The organism is Paenibacillus sp. FSL F4-0087 (assembly GCF_038020215.1).
Lineage (GTDB): Bacteria > Bacillota > Bacilli > Paenibacillales > Paenibacillaceae > Paenibacillus > Paenibacillus taichungensis.
In genome coordinates this window covers 3,223,323-3,242,631 of sequence record NZ_JBBODJ010000001.1, presented here as the reverse complement: position 1 = coordinate 3,242,631, position 19,309 = coordinate 3,223,323, and the positions used below count along the sequence as shown (strand labels likewise).

At 48.1% G+C, this 19,309-nt stretch carries 13 protein-coding genes; 2 read left to right on the top strand and 11 right to left on the bottom strand.

Going from position 1 to position 19,309, the window contains the following annotated elements; genetic code table 11:
* Positions 1–75 precede the first annotated feature (75 nt).
* The 8 genes from MHB84_RS15045 to MHB84_RS15010 all read right to left on the bottom strand — a co-directional run bounded on the left by MHB84_RS15045 (position 76) and on the right by MHB84_RS15010 (position 12,094).
* The gene (locus MHB84_RS15045) at positions 76–1,146 is read right to left on the bottom strand and encodes an ABC transporter substrate-binding protein (protein ID WP_076287717.1); all 1,071 of its coding nucleotides are present in this window, start codon (positions 1,144–1,146) and stop codon (positions 76–78) included.
* A gap of 506 nt (positions 1,147–1,652) precedes the next feature.
* Complete coding sequence (locus tag MHB84_RS15040) at positions 1,653–1,997, bottom strand: Na-translocating system protein MpsC family protein (RefSeq protein ID WP_024632855.1); 345 nt, start codon at positions 1,995–1,997, stop codon at positions 1,653–1,655.
* Between the two features lie 204 nt (positions 1,998–2,201).
* Positions 2,202–6,032, bottom strand: coding sequence for a GH32 C-terminal domain-containing protein (locus MHB84_RS15035; RefSeq protein WP_076287469.1), 3,831 nt, complete (start codon positions 6,030–6,032; stop codon positions 2,202–2,204).
* A gap of 116 nt (positions 6,033–6,148) precedes the next feature.
* The gene (locus MHB84_RS15030) at positions 6,149–7,039 is read right to left on the bottom strand and encodes an ROK family protein (RefSeq protein WP_076287468.1); all 891 of its coding nucleotides are present in this window, start codon (positions 7,037–7,039) and stop codon (positions 6,149–6,151) included.
* Between the two features lie 19 nt (positions 7,040–7,058).
* Positions 7,059–8,540 (bottom strand): glycoside hydrolase family 32 protein, encoded by a 1,482-nt coding sequence (locus MHB84_RS15025; protein WP_076287467.1) that lies wholly within the window; start codon positions 8,538–8,540, stop codon positions 7,059–7,061.
* A gap of 98 nt (positions 8,541–8,638) precedes the next feature.
* Positions 8,639–10,246 carry an ABC transporter substrate-binding protein gene (locus MHB84_RS15020; RefSeq protein ID WP_076287466.1) on the bottom strand — a complete coding sequence of 536 codons (1,608 nt, stop codon included), beginning with the start codon at positions 10,244–10,246 and terminating at the stop codon, positions 8,639–8,641.
* 56 nt (positions 10,247–10,302) lie between these two features.
* A complete protein-coding gene (locus tag MHB84_RS15015) occupies positions 10,303–11,184 on the bottom strand; it encodes a carbohydrate ABC transporter permease (protein WP_024632860.1) in 882 nt (293 codons plus the stop codon).
* Positions 11,185–11,200: 16 nt separating this feature from the next.
* Positions 11,201–12,094 carry an ABC transporter permease gene (locus MHB84_RS15010; RefSeq protein WP_256716728.1) on the bottom strand — a complete coding sequence of 298 codons (894 nt, stop codon included), beginning with the start codon at positions 12,092–12,094 and terminating at the stop codon, positions 11,201–11,203.
* 503 nt (positions 12,095–12,597) lie between these two features.
* Here MHB84_RS15010 and MHB84_RS15005 point away from each other — a divergent pair.
* Positions 12,598–13,659: a LacI family DNA-binding transcriptional regulator gene (locus tag MHB84_RS15005; protein WP_076287465.1), complete on the top strand. Its 1,062-nt coding sequence runs from the start codon at positions 12,598–12,600 to the stop codon at positions 13,657–13,659.
* A gap of 166 nt (positions 13,660–13,825) precedes the next feature.
* Here the strand turns inward: MHB84_RS15005 and MHB84_RS15000 are convergent, their stop codons facing one another.
* The 3 genes from MHB84_RS15000 to efeO are packed head-to-tail and all read right to left on the bottom strand — an operon-like array spanning position 13,826 to position 17,914.
* The gene (locus MHB84_RS15000) at positions 13,826–15,721 is read right to left on the bottom strand and encodes an FTR1 family protein (RefSeq protein ID WP_083678739.1); all 1,896 of its coding nucleotides are present in this window, start codon (positions 15,719–15,721) and stop codon (positions 13,826–13,828) included.
* A 17-nt stretch (positions 15,722–15,738) separates the two neighbouring features.
* On the bottom strand, positions 15,739–17,013 hold the full coding sequence (gene efeB, locus MHB84_RS14995; protein ID WP_076287464.1) for an iron uptake transporter deferrochelatase/peroxidase subunit: 1,275 nt from the start codon (positions 17,011–17,013) through the stop codon (positions 15,739–15,741).
* A 4-nt stretch (positions 17,014–17,017) separates the two neighbouring features.
* Entirely contained in the window at positions 17,018–17,914 is an 897-nt protein-coding gene (gene efeO / locus MHB84_RS14990; protein WP_076287463.1) for an iron uptake system protein EfeO, read from the bottom strand.
* Between the two features lie 303 nt (positions 17,915–18,217).
* Here efeO and MHB84_RS14985 point away from each other — a divergent pair, with 303 nt between their 5' ends.
* Positions 18,218–19,141 (top strand): zinc ribbon domain-containing protein, encoded by a 924-nt coding sequence (locus tag MHB84_RS14985; RefSeq protein ID WP_076287462.1) that lies wholly within the window; start codon positions 18,218–18,220, stop codon positions 19,139–19,141.
* Positions 19,142–19,309 lie beyond the last annotated feature (168 nt).

Sequence of the window (19,309 nt, the reverse complement as noted above, 5' to 3'; positions counted from 1 at the left end):
CTTGCTGCAAATTTTTGTTTGTCGCGCTCAATCTATACCTGTCTCTAAACCTTATCGTTCTAACGCTAATTATGCTTATTGTGCAATCTCGCGGTTCCAACGATCTGTCCATGCTTTAGCCTGTTGATTCACAAATTCCATATCCAGCTTGTTCAGCTTGCCAACGACGTCCGCACCATACGTTACACCTTCAGCTTCTTCGGCATTCAATTCAACTTTTGTATTTACCGGGGAATCCACTTTAGCTTTGGCGGATTTGGTTTGTACATCCTGACTGAGCTGCCAGTTGATGAATTCTTCGGCGAGTTCTTTGTTCTTGCTGCCTTTCACGACATTGATCGTATTCATGACGGCATACGCACCTTCGCTAGGCGTAACAAACTTCGCATTTGGCACTGCCGCTTTCAAATCTTTGAAGTACATTTCCATAATCGGTCCGCCAGCAATCTCTTCCTGGGAGAACATGTTCACGAATTCGGAGGTTTGCGTGTAAAATTTAACAACGTTACTGCTTAATTTTTTCAGTTCCGCAAAAGCTGCATCTTCATTAAATGTTTCGTTTCCGGCTACACGTGAAGCTGCATCCAATACCATTGGGCCTGCTGTTGCCGTAATGTTCGGAATGGTCAGGTTACCCGCAAACGCTGGATCCCACAGATCAGCCCATGAAGTGACTTCTTTGTTAACGAGGTCTGGGTTATAAGCGATACCGAGCTGTCCAACCGTGTAGGCCGGGCCATAATCTTCACCAAGTGGTGCTTTGGCAATATCATAAATGTCATTTACATTTGGAATTTTGGAACGGTCGATTTTCTCAAACAGACCTTCATCGATACCTTGTTGTGCATAGTAATCGGACAAATAGATCACATCAACATTGGATGTACCTTGGCGGATTTTGTTCAAACGCTCAGCGTTGTTACCCACTTCAAGCACGATGTCTACATTATGTTCTTTTTCAAATGGACCAAATACTTCTTCATTGAAGAAATCTTCCGAGAACCCCCAAGTGGAGATGACCAGTTTGTTTGGCGCCGTGCCTCCGCTGCCTGATCCACCTGTTGCGTTGTCTGTACTGCTGCCGCATCCTGCAAGTAATACCGATGTCATTGCCACTGCCGCCAAACCGCTAATCCATTTCTTCATCATGATCCTGATTCCCCCTAATATGTGTGTTTTAACAACCCAAACCATTAAGTTGAACTAGCTTGATATTCTCAACTAAAAATTTCACACAATAACGTAGAGGACAGAAGAAACCTGAAGTAGCGGAGCTAAAAGCTTTCTGAAAGAAAGCTGCATCGAAAGCATACGCTTCGCCTTTATTCCCGGATTTCACCTTTTCTAAATACAATCAAAGAAATCTGGGAATAACAGCGATCGGAAGGTTGTTCTGTCATCGGAGTGCCAGTGTAAATCTTTGTTAGTTGGGCTTATATAGTTCAACTTAAAAAAACAAAAAGAAAAGCATTCTTGTATAAACAAGAACACTTTTCTTCGTAAACAAAGGAAAGCGACACCCGCTGCCGGTACATCATCGGTTTCTGCTTCAGAATCAATCCGAAGTCAGACGCCATCATATGAAATTGTTCGGAATCCGAATGATGAATTAGAATTGTGTGCAACGCATGCATCGAACCTGTCGATCCATCCTATGCTTGTTCCAATATCACATTCGTAATGGCCCACTGCGTGGACGCATCGTAATCCCGTAATACAGCTTCGATTGGCAAACCCATGTGCTGCTCCAACTTCTCCCTGAATTTCTTCTTATACAAGACAGACATGCGGAAGTCCACTTCCAGCTTCAAGCCGGGGGCCTCCCCTTCCAGGGCGTCAGAGCGCGGTGAACGTCGGTGCTTCGCGTAGAAGGTCACAATGTTCTGATCAATGGTCACTCTCAGGAGAGTGGTGCCAAAGCCGAACAGTTCCTTCGAAATTTCGTTATAATACTGGCACATCTTCTTCTTGCTCTCATTGCTGTCCAGCAGTTCCATGAACTCACCCACATCATTTACTACCGTACGTTCGACGTGTTAACACGATTGATTATACATATATCTACGATTTTAGGCAACCCAAAAGATATAGTTAACATGTAAATAACACATAAAAGCGAACGATAGGCATAAAACTAGCGAAAACAATTCGTAAATGTTCACCGTGAGCGTGCTTGGAGATAACTGCACCCCTTTTCTCTATTATTGTTGCTTAATAACCCATTTTTGATACTCATTCTCTTGACGATACTCATCCATTACCAGCTTAGCCCCATCCTCGGATATGCCAAGTACTTTCCCGTTATGAGAACTTGTAATGCGCATCGTCCCATCCGCATTCTTTGAAATGTTCCAGCGTTGATTCGCATAACCAAGATACGAATAGAGCTGAATACGATTCTGTCCTACATCCCAATCAAGAGACATTCCACTCAAGGTTCGAATGGAGTAAGAGCCGGAATCATCGCCTGTCGGTACAAGTACCCATTTGAAGCCTTTACTCGCACTCTCTGCCTCGTCGGCAACTCTTATCACTTCTCCTACTTCAGATGGAACAGCCTGCAACGCAACGGGACGTCCTGCGTTATGAATCATCACCTGCTCCAATTCTGCGTTCTTCCTATGGATTGCATTCACATTCTGGAATGACACATTCCCACCGAACACATGAAGTCCAAAATGTCCTTCGACAAACGTTCCATCCTGAAGATCCAGAATTCGCTCACCATCTACATCAACCTGAATTCGAGGACCGTTCGCCTGAATCCGGATGTGATACGTATGATCTTTACGAACGAATCTCGGGATTTGAGCAAGTACCTGTCGATTTTCGCTTTTTCCATTCTCTTTATAAAATAATCGGATGGACTTCAGGTTTGGGTCCATATTCAAATAGTAGCCGCTTCGTCCATCCTCACTTGCACGGAATACAATAGACCCTGCTCCACCCAGTGCTCCCAGCGTCAGATCAGCATCATATTGAAAATCCCCTGCCGTTTCCTGTGCGATATATTGTGTATCTCCACTATAGTTGCCCTGTATGCCTTGTTTGGAAATAAGCCATTGGGCAGATGATTTATCCGACTTCCAGCCGGACAAGTTGGTATGGAATATGCCACTGGATACCGTTATCGGTATGTGGGCAGAAGCTTTGCCGTCTGCCGTTGATACCGTTACTAGTGCTTCGCCTCCACCCACAGCTCGAACCGTCGCTTTCGTTTTATCAGAATGAATGATTTGCACCACTTTAGGATTGCTTACCTTCCATTTCAACGCTGGAGTGACGCCTTTTCCGGGTCTGCCTTCCACCGTGGCGTACAGCGTTTGTGTCTGCCCAACATTCGCCGTTCTTCTTTGTATATCTGCAATAACCTGAGACTTGGAGGAAGTGCTCTTTCTCCAGATGTTATCTAAGGCGTACACCTTCATGGAGCTCACCTTCACTTCCCCACCAAGGCTATAAAAAGCCATTGCCCTTCCCGCCGGATCTGGAAAAATGACATCCGAGAAGACCACCTTGCCATCATTGCCAAAGACCTCTATAGAGGATTCATCGACCAATATACGTAACTTCACCTTTCGATTTTCAGGTTGTAACGTGGCCTCGTTTACCTTGGTGAATAAGTCGGAGAAGCTTACGTCTCCCGAAGCGGTGCGATCCACGAACATGTTCTGCGTATTTACTCTGTATCCTACAGTGGTCTTCTGCCCTTCTCTTTGACGCAGTTGAAAACCAAACTCGGTTACAGAGCTGTTAGCTGGGATTTCCACTTCAGCTTCAATCTCATACGCACCCGCCGTTAGGCCATCAAGCGGATTTTTTGTTTTTGGTCCCACCACCATTTGCTGTGCACTATACAGGTTATGCCGCAGTGTCTGGAGTTCAGTGATTGGTGTTTGCACCAAACGTATTCCTTCATCCGTGGTTCGAAGAGAGACTTCTCTCGGTATGGTCAGTTGTCCCTTCCATGAGGAAGTTGGGAATTCAAACGGATAATCCCAGTTCGTCATCCATGCAAGCATGACTTTCCGCTGATCTGGCATATTCGCAAAGGACATCGATGCATAGAACTCCTTACCGAAGTCCGTTCTCAACACTTGACCAGCCCGATGATCGTTCAGGAATTTCCCATCAGCTGTTAGCTGGCCTACAAAATATTCCGCATCTGACCCTTGGGTCTTCGGATTGGCCCCTGTACTGATCATTAGCACCCACTTACGTTGATCCGTTCCATCTACAGGCAGTTGAATCAGATCGGGACACTCCCACACACCACCTCGAACATAATCGCCATATCCGAAGTTATCGGTTAAGGTCCAATCGAGCAGATTGGTTGAAGTAAAGAACCGGATGTGATCCCCGCCGGACACCACCATCACCCAACGGTTGTGATCTTCATCCCGGACGACCTTCGGATCACGGAAATCCCAGCTTCCCGGATCATCACCATTCTTGCCCGGATTCTCAATGACAATCGGACGATCTTTGGCGTATTGCCAATTCCGGCCTTGATCAGTACTATAGGCGAGGCCGATACGCTGATTGCCACCAGGTTTATCTGGATGATAGGAAGTGTAGTACGCAATCAGACCTTTTCCGCCCGAATCCGTGAACAGACCGGAGGCATTATTCAGATCAGCAATTGCTGATCCCGACCATACATGGCCCTGATCATTCCAAGGTAACGCAATAGGTAAACGCTTCCAATTTACCAGATCAGAACTGACTGCATGAGCCCAGGTGCCTCCATCCTGATGAAACAGATGATATTCTCCTTCGTAATAGACCAGCCCGTTTGGATCACTTGCCGATCCTCGAATCGGAGAATAATGGTACTGGGGACGATAGTTCTCTTTATAGTACACCGACTCTTCCGTTACATAGATATCCTGAAAATAAGCGATGCCTTCCTGAACGACAAGTCCAGCATTTCCATTAGCGTAGCTTTTATCTGTCACCTCAACAGCCGCAGGCGTGTACCCATCTACATAGACCTGAATCAAGCTGCCAGAGGCTATAACTTCGATGTGATGCCTCGCTCCCGGTTGGCTTGGAAACTTGCGATTCGAGCTGACGAGCACGGTACCGTCCGCTTTTCGAAGTTGTACCCGAACTTCTTCCCCTTCCCGAATCAGGGCTGCTTCATATCCATTCGTTCCATCTGCATTTGCCCTGAATAGCAGCGCTGCTGAGGTACTCGCATTGGCAAGCGATATATTTCCTTCATATACAAAATCAGATGTCGCTTTCTCGTAGATGACTCTTCCTTTCCCCTGCGCGTTTGCTTTCCCTTTATATCCTTTCAAATCCGGCTGCCATTCACCTACGCTGCTAATCGTTTTGCCAATATTACCATTCATGGTACTAACCTGCACATTCTGGAACAAAGCCGACCCATCCCACACATGAAGCCCAAGATTCCCTGATGAGTAGGTACTGTCTTTCACATCAATCACCGGGTCATACCGATTATCCCAATATACCTGAAGACTCTCTCCGTCCGCTTTCACTTTCAGATGATAGATACCTCCAGATTGAAGGTTTGCTTTATGTTCTACATTTAACGTTCCCGGCTTTCCACTGGCATCTTTTAGACGTATCACACCAGCCTGGGGAACCACTTGCAGCATATATGAAGACCAGCCTGTATCATTGGATCGAAAAATAAGACTCGTATCTGCTTTCATATCCTGAATCATCAAATCAGCTTCATAGATAAAATTATCGGCTCGTGTGGCCGATATGGCCATCACATTCTCCCCGGCGTCCGAAGTCAGACGAAGTCCTTCATCCGTATCTTCCAGATTACCTCTACCTTGCAATGTCCAGTCTGACAAATTCGTTATTGCCTTAGACACTTTGGTTAACATTTGAACCGTCTCCCCCTGTTTTGCTGATTCCTTGGAGGTCTGCTCTATCCTTTGCGAGGCATTTGTCTCCTTAACAGATGCTGTGGAATAGGCTCCAGCAGAAGAAGATCCAAGGACACATGATAATAGAACATAACCAATGGAACGGAAGATGATTTTCATGAGCATTCTCTCTTTTCATATTAGTAGATGAACAAAAATCCCACAAAGGACGGCGCAGTCTCTTAGATAAGTGAACCTGCATCCGCCCCTTCTGGGACGTCCATACATATCAAACGCTATAAAGCATATGTTTCATGCTGCAATGCTTCTAAACCTAATGCGAGGGCGCCGCATAGTCCTGCGTGCTGGCCCAATCCAGGCTGAACAATATATTGGTCGATATGTTGCGTTATTGCGGCTGCATTCACATAACCATTCAGATTCCGTACAACCTGATCCCGAATCATGGGAAACAGATGACTTTGCTGCATCACCCCTCCGCCCAAGATGACCTTTTGAGGGGAGTGAAGCAGAATGGCCGTTGTGATGGACTCCGCAATGTAAAAAGATTCGATCTCCCAGGCCAAGTGGTCTGTCGGGAGTTCGCTTCCAGGGCTCTGCCAGCGGGCTTGAATGGCTGGGCCCGCAGCCATTCCCTCCAGGCAATCGCCATGATACGGACATAATCCGGCAAAATGATCTTCCGGGTGGCGTCTCGTCCGGATGTGTCCACCCTCTGGGTGCAGCAATCCATGCACACGTTTGCCTCCCGCCACAAGTCCAATCCCAACACCTGTGCCGATCGTATAATACACACAATTGTCCAGTCCCTTCGCTGCTCCCCACGTGACTTCTCCAAGGGCCGCTGCATTCACATCCGTATCCCATCCGAAGGGAACCGGCAATTCGCGCTTCAATGATCCAATAACATTACAGTTTTCCCACCCTGGCTTGGGCGTTGTTGTAATGTAACCATAGGTGGGGCTATCGGGTTGCAGATCAATCGGACCAAAGGAGCCGATCCCGATCGCCGCCACTCCTTTGTCCCTGAAATAGTCGATGACCTTCGCCAGTGTGGTCTCGGGATGTTCCGTTGGAAAGCTGCACCAATCTTCAATTTCCCCTCGCTCGTTACCTACACCACATACAAACTTCGTTCCACCGGCTTCTATTGCTCCTATACGCATCTTACTGTCCCCCTCGCGATTATTCCGACTGACCTTCAACTCGGATGGGAGATAGCTCGTAGATATGAAGCGAAGAAAATACTACATCCTTATTTTCGGACTGAACAGAGATTCCCTCGGAACCCGCATCCGGATAGATCAGATCCGTAATAACCGCTTGACCGTCATTGGCAAATACCTCTACGGATGAGTAATCCACATAAATACGCAGATGTTGGTTGCCGTCCACTGCTTTTAATTCCGCTGCATGGCGGCCCAGGAAATGTTCATGGAAATCGCTAATACCCGATCGACTGCGATCAACATATACCTCATTCTGGCTAGCGTCCACACCGATGAGCGTTTCATTGTCTGAACCACTTCGTAATGCAAATTGAACAGATTGATCAGAAGCCCATTCCGCATCAATCTCATAGTTTACAAGGCGCAAGGTGTTCAACTGCTCACTCACTTGTCTGATGGAAGCATTCTGTAAGGATAGTACTGGTGTGCGGGCGTGCTCGAGCTCGCGTGCAGGACGCTGAACCAGCAGGACTTCCCCGTCCCTTTTCTCCAATGTCAGCTCTCTCGCAATGGTCATGGCGCCGCGGTAACCTTCGGTTGGTGTCTGATTGGCATACATCCAGTTGCTCATCCAGCCCATAAACAGGCGTCTGCCGTCTTCTGCCGGAATGTCGGACCAACTAACCCCTGCGTAGTTATCCCGACCATGATCAAACCAGCGAACGGTATGGGAAGCTTCATCAGGAACAAATGTAATCCCATTAAAATCTCCGGTGAAGTATTGCGTTCTGGAGCCTTCCTTGAAGGCCGGATCTGCACCAATGCTGACGAGCATCACCCATTTCTCCTGGCTCGCATCCCCATCCACGGATAGAGGGAACAGATCAGGGCACTCCCAGACGCCATCATGCGAACCGATCCCGGCGCCGAATTCACTGCCCAATGTCCACTCCTTCAGATCGGGAGAATGGTACAGACATACCGTCTGACCACAAGCGATAATCATGATCCATTCTTTGGTCTGCTCATGCCAGAACACTTTGGGATCACGGAAATCCACGAACGACTCATGCTCCAGTACCGGATTGCCCTCGTATTTCACCCATGTTCTACCACTATCCTTGCTATATGCGAGACTCTGCCGCTGAATCGGATGATCGTTTGGCACCTCCTGATGATGGGTAAAAATAGCCACCAGTCCTGGCTCATCGTCAAAGAATCCGGACGTATTGTTCCAGTCCACCACGGCACTGCCGGAGAATATCATGCCATGTTCATCCGGCGCCAAAGCCACAGGAAGCTCTTCCCAGGTCACCAGATCCTTCGTCACCGCGTGTCCCCAATGCATCGGCCCCCATGTTGTGCCAAACGGATGATGCTGATAGAACAAGTGATACTCACCTTTGAAAAATACCATGCCATTGGGGTCATTCATCCACTTCTCCTTGGGTGAGAAGTGATAGACGCCCCGGTAATCGGTTGTTGAAATGGTAGACATATTGGTTTACTCCTTTGATTCAAACCGTTGAAGAGGTAACTTTGCTTCACTCACGCAACTTAATGCTATGTGCGACAAAGCCCCTCATCCAGTTTGTTTTATTGGGTGTTGCGGTCATATCCCGCTTGTTTAATCTGCAGCCACTCTTGCAAGCCAAGACGATCCAACTCTTTCAGATAAGCATCCCACTCCTGATCGATCTTTCCATTCTGATACCATTCCGTGCGCATACGCAGCACGTAGGCGAACAGATCAGTCTCAATGGTGGAAAGGCGGTCGAGTTCATCGATTGAGAAGAACACGCTTGGATAGACGTTTTCTGCTTTCATGTGTGGAACCATATATTTATCGAGCAGTTCCATACGCCACGCAGCATCTTCCGGTTTGGTTGTGTATTTGTCATAGTAACTGTCGAGAATAGCCAGCGGTCCTGCAATACTCGTTTTCTGTCTGAGCTCAACAGGTGCAGCGCCTTCCAGCGGAAGATGCTTCAGCATGCCTTTAGCTTCATCCAATTCAAAAATATTCTGTTGTGTCTCATCACCGTAAGTTCCCCAGTTGTTCTGCACGGACTGGAGCGGATCGTACAATTGGTCCACCCACTTCGCTGTGGATTCCAGATTTTTATTGCTGCTCGTAACAACCATGCGTCCCCGGTCTAGACCGATACCGTTTGTACGTGCGACATTAATTTCTCCATTCGGTCCGGCGACAGGAGGCAGAACATCATAGGTATCATTCATACCTGTAATGTTGGCCTTATCCCAAGTGAAGTACATGCCATACTTGTTGTCTTTGCCCTTGGCCAGATACGTATTCCAATCCTGCTGATATGCTTCCACATCCACAAGACCTTCCTGGACCAGTTCGTGAATGTATTTGACCGCTTCTTTGTAACCTTCATCAGCTGCAGTGAAGACCACTTTTCCATCGTTGGTCACCACCGTGTGGTCCCAGTTCTCCCCGAGTCCAAATGCTGCAAATAGAAATGTCAGATCTTCTCCGCCCGGCTTGTTAATGAAGGACAACGGAATTTCGTCAGCCTTGCCATTGCCGTTCGGGTCCTGAGTTTTGAACGCAATCAGCACTTGTTTCAGTTCTTCGGTTGTCGTTGGCATCTTCAGTCCGAGCTTGTTCAGCCACTCCACGTTGATCCAAGGTAAGTCATCCACCGCCTGTATGCGCTGCTTGCCACTTCCGAGCTCCTCAATCCAGGGAAAGGAATAAATATGTCCGTCTGGAGCCGTAATCATGCTCTTGTATTCAGGAGCTTCCTCCAGCACCTTTTGTAGGTTCGGCATGTATTGCTCAATCATGTCCTCCAGTGGAATGATGGCCCCATCCTTCGCCAGTTTCAGGAGATCATAATCCCCATAACCTGCGTCAAAGATGGCATCAGGCAAATCACCGCTGGCTACCGCCAGGTTTCTTTTCTCTGCAAATACGTCACTCGTATAGTTCTTCCAGTTGATATGCACATTGGTTTTCTCTTCGAGTCGCTTGTTAATCAGCTTCTCGTTCGGATCAGCAGGGGCCAGCGGAGAACTCTGTGTTATAAAATTCAATGTCACTTTGCCATCAGGTGACTGGGCTTCACTTGCCGCACCGCCTCCTCCCCCACCACACGCCGAGAGCAGGAGCATGGCTGACAACATGGAGATGGATGCCGTTGTAGCGGCTTTTCTGGACTTGTTCACTTTTTTCATAATAATGACCTCCGTGGATTGTGTTGGGTCGAACGTGCTTTATTTCAGGCTGTTCACTATTTGAGTGAACCTACCATGACACCTTTTTCGAAATATTTCTGAAAGAATGGATACATGATGATGAGTGGTAGACTCGAAATGACAATGGCTGAATATTTGATCATTTCCGAGAGCCGTTTCAGTTCCGCCATCGCAAGCTGATCACTGATCATGCCCGGCGCAGCCTGATTCTGAATCAGAATGGAGCGCAGTACGAGCTGTAAAGGATGGAGGTTTGGATTATCCAGATAGATCATGGCGTCAAAATAGGAATTCCACTGCCCCACAAACGCGTACAACGCGAGGACAAAAATGATAGGTTTCGACAACGGAATAACGATCTGGAAGAAAATCTTCATCTCGGAGGCACCATCCACATTGGCGGCTTCTTTCAGTTCTCGCGGTACCCCTTTGAAGAAGGTTCTGGAGAGAATGATGTTCCAGACGTTGACTGCGCCAGGGATGATAATGGCCCATACCGTGTCCAGCATGCCGAGATTACGAACAAGCAGATAGGTCGGGATCAATCCGCCACCGAAGAACATCGTGATGATAAATATAATCATGAAAAATCCTCGCCCAGCCAGCCTTTCATCAGACAAGGCATACCCTGCAAATATCGAGACGGTCACCGTCACGAGTGCAAAAGAAACCGAGTACAGCACCGCATTGGCAAACCCTCGAATCATGGCCGGATTGGACAAAATCATCTGATACCCGTCCAGACTCCAGTCGGACACATTGAAGGACAACCCGCGATTCAGCAGCACCGTTGGGTCCATGAATGAGGCAACGACGATATAAATCAGGGGGACAACCACAACCAGTACGGCACAGGTAAGAAAAATCGCGTTCAGTGCGAGGATCAGACGATCCAGTCCCGTATGTTTGACAACCATGGATAACACTCCTTTCCTAATAGAGGCCTTCGCCTTCATTCAATTTCTTCACGATCAGATTCACAGTCACCAGCAAAATGACATTGATGACCGAGTTGAACAATCCCACTGCCGCAGAATAAGCGTAATCTCCGGACTGCAAGCCCACCTTGTAGACATACGTGGCAATGATTTCGGAGGCAGGCAGGTTCATGGACGTCTGCATCAGGTAGGCCTTCTCAAATCCAATCGACATGATCCCGCCAGCGGCAAGAATAAATACGATGGCCATAATCGGTCGAATCGTCGGAAGGTCGATGTGGCGAATACGTTGAATGAGATTCGCTCCATCCAGATTGGCTGCATTGTGAAGTTCCGGATCGACATTGGCCAAAGCAGCGACATAGATGATGGAAGCCCAGCCCGCTCCGGTCCAGATATCCGACAAAATGTATATCCAGCGGAAATATTCCGGCTCGGACATGAACATGATTGGCTGACCGGTAATCCAGGTGGCGAACTGGTTAATCGGCCCTGTTGGGGATAAAAAGATGAACAGCATACCCACAACGACAACCACCGAGATAAAGTTGGGTGCATACAGAAACAATTGGATGTTTTTCTTTACTCCCGCTTTACGTACCTGATTGAGCATGAGAGCAAGCAAGATCGGGACCGGAAAGCTGAATATCAATCCAAAAAAGCTGAGTTTAAGCGTATTCATAAAAATGACGTCAAAATTGGGCGAAGCCAAAAACTTCTCAAAATGCTTCAAGCCTACCCACTCACTGCCCATGATGCCTTTGATCGGACTAAAATCCTTAAATGCAATAATGGCTCCGTACATCGGGATGTATTTGAAGATAAGGGTCAGGATCAGAGCTGGTGCGAGTAACAAGTACAAAAAATAATTCTTTTTGAACTGCTGCATCCTGCCGGTTGATGTCCTCTCTTTCAACGCCCTTTCTGTACCCTTTTTGGTATCCACTGTGTTATCCAACACATGACCTCCGTTCATTCCTGAAGTTGACAATTGTTTGTAGTAAGGGCTTTCAATATTTACAATTGCTCATTTAATAATTTACAATTTAGCAGGTAATCTAGGCATTAGTCAATACATTATGTAAAAAATAATTGTGCATTTGATCTCATTTTGTATGTTTTTCGAGTTCGAAATGTACATTAAATTGTATATACAACGTTTATTTATTCCTCTTCAACCTGTCACCCCTCTTATCATCAGCAGGATACTTCGAACTAATTATCATTTGCAACGAAACTACTGAATACAAATAATAGCGCATTATCTGAATTAAAAATGTAAACTAAATTGTGCATATGTAAAATCGCGATTGCTATTTGTTCCGATCTATTATACATTTGACTAAGATAATACTATCGACGACCATATGATCATTAGAGGTGAAGCACTAGATGGCAAAAGAAAAAGTCACGATACAGGACATCGCGGATGCTTTGGGCATCTCCCGGAATACAGCTTCCAAAGCCTTGAATGATAGCGGAAATATCCCGGATGAGACACGTAATCGTGTAATTAAAAAAGCAATTGAACTTAAATATAAACAGTTTGCCTATATGGAAAATGAGCATGTTCTAACCAAGGCTCCAAGCAATATCGCCTTGTTAACGGAAAATCTGCCCAATACATCTCACTTTGGTTCGATGTTAATCAGTGGTCTGGAGAAAAGAATCAGCGCAGAGGGCTACAATCTCTCCATTCATATCGTGCGTGAGGTTGATCAGGATTCACTTACACTTCCCAACAATTTTGATATTTCCAACGTGGACGGTATCATTTGCATTGAATTGTTCGATCTCAAATATACTCAGCTTATTACCGATCTTGGAATTCCCACGATCTTCATCGATAGCGCTTCCGACATCTGTTATCCGGAATTTCATGCCGATTTGCTGCTAATGGAGAACGAGCACAGCACGTATCAGTTAACCAGAAAATTAATTGAGAGTGGCTACAACCAAATTGGATTTGCCGGGGATTACAATCATTGCAAGAGCTTCAATGAACGTTGGGTAGGATACCAGCGGGCCATGCTGGAAGCGGGGCTGCAGGTCGATCCATCCCAATGCATTGTGGATGATGACCGCCTGTTCTTCTCGAAGCCAGGCTGGTTAAACGAGCGAGTAGCTGAGCTGAAGTCGCTGCCTGATGCGTATGTATGTGCCAACGACTTTATCGCAGTCGAACTGATCAGAGCGTTGAGAGCGAGGAATGTTACTGTACCGCAGGATATTGTCATATGCGGATTCGATAATGCGCCTGAATCACGGATTATTGAGCCTCCATTAACAACTGTGCATATCTACAGTAACGAAATGGGAATCAAGGCTGCGGAGATGCTGTTATCCCGGATTGACAATCCATCCCAGCCTTATCAGGTCTCGCATATCGTAACCAAACCGATCATACGGGAGTCCACACCCACACTTATGAAAGCCAATCCACAAACCGTTTAACCTATCTCATAGATCTCTAAAAAAATAAATAGCCGTATCTTTCACGCAGAATAGAACGTGAAGGATACGGCTATTTCTATAAAAACTTATAAATACCCTTTGATGATGGCAATCACCATATGATGCGAACAGGACGCAGCCTCTAATTGGGATTCGTAGCTCCATGCTACACGGATGCCTTGGATGCTCCTTTGGCCGAACGTACCTCTGTACGAATCAAATTGAAGATCATAAAGACCAGCACAACGAGTTGTGGAATAAAGGTCTCCCATGTCGGATACATGCCAAGCCAGCCCATCGTCGGCAGACTCGGTTCGACATGGGCCCCAAGGGTTGCCGAAACTTGAAGGGAGTGTATGCTCTCTCCAAGGAAACGAAATACCAGATAATAAATCAGCAGCGTAGCGGTCAGGAAAAACCATCGTACAGGCAGACGTACACTGAACTGAATAATGGCCACAGCCAATACAATCAGGATGAGCAATGCTGCCCCCATGCCGATCAACATCTGCGAGGTCTCAATTGCAGGCGCCATACCAATATAAAAGATCGCAGTCTCCGCACCTTCTCGCAATATGGCAAGACCCGCCACAGCGAAGAGTGACCACAGACTTCCCCGGGCAAGCGCACCACCTACCTGTCTCTGGACATAGCTATTCCAGGAGCGGGTATTTGATTTGCTATGCATCCAATGTCCAACCGTCAACATTAGTACAACGGCTGCAAGCCCCGTATACCCCTCAATCATCTCCCGTGTGCTACCCGATGATGCCACAGCAAGGGTCAGCGACAGTACAACGGCCAGCGCCGCACTAAGCAGCAGACCACTACCGGCACCAGCCCAGATCCAGCGCCGGGCCGCAGTCTCGCCACTCTTCTTGGCATAAGCCAGCAATGCAGCCAGTACCAGAATGGCCTCCAATCCTTCGCGAAGCAGAATCAATGCTGCATCCCATGCCGTGTATGAGGTAGTAGCCGTTAACGGCTCCAGCCGATGGATCATTCGGGTTACAACCTCGGTTGCCTTCACCGTATTTGGCGGATTGGAGACGACATATCCGGATGCTTCCGCCATTTCATTCTCAATGGCCGTATATGAAGCTGGAGATGATATCTGTACCTGACCTTCAACCAAAGGCCAGGACACAATAAACTGCTCCAATCCCGATGCGGCAGAAGTCGTATCCCCCGCTTGAATCTGCTGCTCTACTTGCTCCAGTAATTTCAGCAGGTCGGACAAAGAAGAAACACCAGAGGATGCTGACGTATCCTCAACTTCCCCTTCCTTGAGTGTCCCTGCACTATAGTCTGTGAGCAACGTGACCAGTTCCTTCATACGCGCTGTTGCCTGTACTTCCTTGCGCGGCTCGGCCTGCATTGAAATACGAATTAGGCTGATGTCTTTCTCCAACTGGCTGTATACACCAAAATGATCCTGGCGGATCGGAGCTTCGGTGCCTTTCCAGGCCGTAACAATCCGTTTATAGGCAAGCTCTGCCTGGGTCCAATCGCCCTGTTCCATTAAACTCAAACTTTTACGTGCGTCCGGCAGCAGCCTTTCGGCCGCTTTACGGCCTGCATCGCTGCTCTCTTCCGCACCCTGAAACGCCTCAATGTACTGATTGGTCGCACGGGCAAGATCAGCCAGTGCTTTCTTGGCAGTATCAGAATCCTTGCCAGACAGTGCCTGTTCCGTTTTGGACAGGGCATCACTTACAACGCTGGCGGCCGTCGCAACCTGATCTGCGTTCTGCTCCGGCACCAACGTGCTGGCAGTATCCCACAGTTGCCGGAATTCAGCGACATCCTCCGTCGCTTCTGCCAGCTTGCCCTGTCCGACTTCAACCAAGGCGCTGCCCACAGGCGGCAACAGACTATCCAGTTGTTTTTGCACAGACTGCTCTTTGTTTTGGAGCCCCTCAGCAGAAGCGTGTGACATGCCCGGTAAACGAATCACCCCGGACCCCACCATCAGGAACACCAGCAGCATCAGCAAGGAACGCATCAACCTTCCTTTGTACAGCAGCCGCTTCTGCGCCTTCCGATCTGCGATCCTGCCCATCATTGTCATCCTCCCCATTAAATTAAGGTGTCCCCAATATATCCGCCATTCGTAATCCCAGGAAAACAGGCAAATACAGCACTGCCTGTGTGCACGGTATATTCATTCAGCTTATCGTTCTTTGCCAGTCGTTTCTGAATCGGAATAAACTGTTTCTCCAGGTCCCGTTGATAGCTAATGAACAGCAAACCTGCATCCAGCTGTCCGGTCTTGGCATCGAGCCCACTCGAATACGAGTAGGAGCGGCGTAAAATTTGCTGACTGCCATCTCCTTTGGCGAGACGCAGATGTGACGTTGCAGGAATGACAGGCTGCCCATCGGCAGACTTGGCCTTCAGATCTACCGGATCGAACTCGCCGCGGCTGCCGAGCGGCGCTCCGCTGTCCCGGTGGCGTCCAAAAGTCGCCTCCTGGTCTTTCAATGTGGAGCGGTCCCACACCTCCACACGCATGCGAACCCGGCGGACGGCCATATAACTGCCGCCGGCCATCCACCCTGGACCGTCAGCCGGCTGCGCCCAGACGGTCTGGTCCATCAGCACGGCATCCGTTGTATCCGGATTGCCGGTGCCATCCTTGAAGCCGAGCAAGTTGCGCGGTGTTCCACCTGCAGGGTCAGCTCGGCCTGTGCGCTGGAAACCTTCCTGCGTCCAGCGCAATACCGCATGCCCGCGTGCGATGCGCGCGAGATTGCGGATAGCATGGAAGGCGACCTGCATATCGTCTGCGCAGACTTGCACGCACAGGTCGCCACCACACCACTGCGGGTCCAGCGCATCTCCGGCGAATGCCGGCAGATCGCGCAGGCCCTTGGGCTTCCGGCCCTGCAGCCCGAAGCGCCCGTCAAACAAAGATGGCCCCACACCAAACGTCAACGTAGTTCGTGACGGTGTCAGGCCTGCCGCTTCGCCCGTATCGGTAGGGGGCGTATTCAGCGTTGTATTATGTTCGCCAATCATCTCTCCGGCGGCCATGGCAGCGGCGGCCGCCGTCCAGTTCTTGAACAGACGGCGGAGGTCATCCGCACTTCCCGCCGTCACATCAAAGGCGGCAAAGCAGATGAAATCTTGAGCCGGGGTAATAATGCCTGCCTGGTGCTTGCCATAGAAGGGCAGTGCTTTGTCCGGCGTGTTCACATCCAATGCCGCCGAACTGCTTTTGCGGCCCAGCGCCATCAGACCGCTGGCACCGCCTCCGCCCAAGAGCAGACCCAATCCGGCCACGCCGGTCAGCTTCAGCATTTCACGCCGTGACAACGGCTTTTTCAGCGAATCCTTTTTCTGCTCGGTCATCGTTCTACACTCCCAGTACCTGTCCCATGTTCGACAGTGGCTCAGCCAATGCATCCAGGTTCTGACTCAGCTTCTTCACGTCCTCATCCTTCAGCTTCTCATAGGAAACGTACCCGTCTCCATCCTTGAATGGAGCAAGTTCTTTCTCGAGCGCATCGAATCGGTCCGCAATTTGCTGATTCAGATCTTTGTCTTTGGCAGCCAGATCATCCTTAAGCAGGTTATATATCTCGCGTGCTCCCTCTACATTCGCTGCAAAATCATACAGATCCGTATGGGAATAACGTTCTTCTTCACCCGTTACCTTACTGGAGGAAACCTCATTCAGCAGTTCTACCGCACCCGTTACCATTAGACTCGCATCGATGTCCATCGTCTCGACTTTGGCACGCAGGAGCTTCGCATCACTTAACAATGTATCCGCAAAGTCAGTCATGCCTTCGGTCGTCTTGTCTTCCCAAAGTGCTTTCTCAATCCGGTGGAATCCACGCCAGTCGGCAGCCTCCACATCCCCGTCACGAGCATCGATATTCGGGTCCAGATCCCCAAGTGCTTCGGCTACTGGTTCAATGCGTTCATAATACATACGAGCTGGTGCATATAATGATTTGGCAGTCTCCAGATCACCAGCTTTCACGGCATCGGTGAACTTCTCCGCTTGCTTCACGAATTCATCGATCTGCTCGATTGCAAACGCGCGATAGCCATCCACTGCGGTTGTATAATCACTCCCGGCCGCTTCCTGATCTGCTGCATCCGTGGTATCTGTGGAAGTTTGATTTTCGCTTTGAGCAACGGGCGTTTCCGCCTGCTTGTCCGAACCAGCTTCATTATTGCCGCAAGCGGCGAGTAAAACCGAAGTTGCCAGCACAACAGCCGGCAGTGCCAATATTTTTTTCAACACGATACACTCCCCATTGGTTAAACTGATATGGTTGTACACCTACGATAAATATGTCGATGAGTACAAACCCTTAGATTAACGTTCATTTAATGATAATGATTATCAATTTCGGTAAAGACATCATAATTCCGGCGCATACTTATGTCAATATGAAAATAAGGGGACCGGTTTAACCACATACTCAGGTGGAAAATACCGGGTATTAATTCCCTTGAAAACATAGACAAACTTCGTCATCAGCCGTTAAAATGAGACAAAATGTCTAGATTATTTTAATTTATGAAATTGGAGGCTCATGCCATGAAATGCCCAGTATGTAATCATGAAAATGGAAATGCCAGTTTTTGCGAGAGGTGCGGCGCTAATCTAATCCCTTCCTCCCCTAATGCAAATTCTGCTCAGGAGCAACAATCCGCTGCTGCCGAACCTGAATATACCCGTTGGTCGAGCACACAGGCGACACCTTCTCACGCTCCCATTTCTTCCAACACACCTTCTGCTCCCAGACCTGTACAACATGTTTCCGAATCTTCAGACTCTTCCGGCACAGAGGGCGCTTCAGCTTCAGGAGACAACAACACCAATCAGTGGAATAACATCGTACAAAATGAGAAAGTTCAGCAAGCCAAAGAAGTAAGCAAACAGTATCTATCCTATTTCCTTAGTGTGCTCACCCGTCCTTATCAAACTATGAAAACTGTTGGTGAACAGCATTCTCTTAACGGCTGGATCACGATGGCTCTGATTGCGGTTCTATCCTCTACATACTTTTTGATTACTTTCGGCCGGATGGATATGGACGGATTGTTCATTGGCGGGTTTATCAGACCGCTGTTGTTCACCGCCATTTCTTTGGTCGTAGCTATCGCATTGATGTATGCCATTTTGAAGATTGAAAAAATAACGTTCCGCCCCAAAACACTGGTTGCCCAGTTCGGTACATTGCTTGTGCCCGCTGTAGCGTCGCTCGTCCTGGCGAATCTGTTTATTGTTATCTCGTATTCCATCGCTATCTTCTTCCTCGTTGTCTCGTTTTTGATTATCTTTGTATCTCTTAACACGGTACTGTTCCAGTATCCGCTGAATCGTACGAAGGCAGCCATCGATAGCATGTACAGCGTGTTGATTGCCAATGTTGTATTGTTTTATATTTTATATCGCTTGTTGGCCACAATGATCATGGGATTGATCAGCCTTATGTTCTCTCCATTTGGTCGTATGTAGCATCTAGTTCAAAAGCTCTTACGAAGGCTCTCCCTGCTCATGCGAGGAGGGTCTTCTTTTGTTTTCAACGTCAGCAGATTGCACTCGTTACGTTCCATACACTATAATGTGTAGTGTAAAAGGTATGTCCTTTTTTACGTAAGGATATGAGGTAAGAAGCGCTCCATG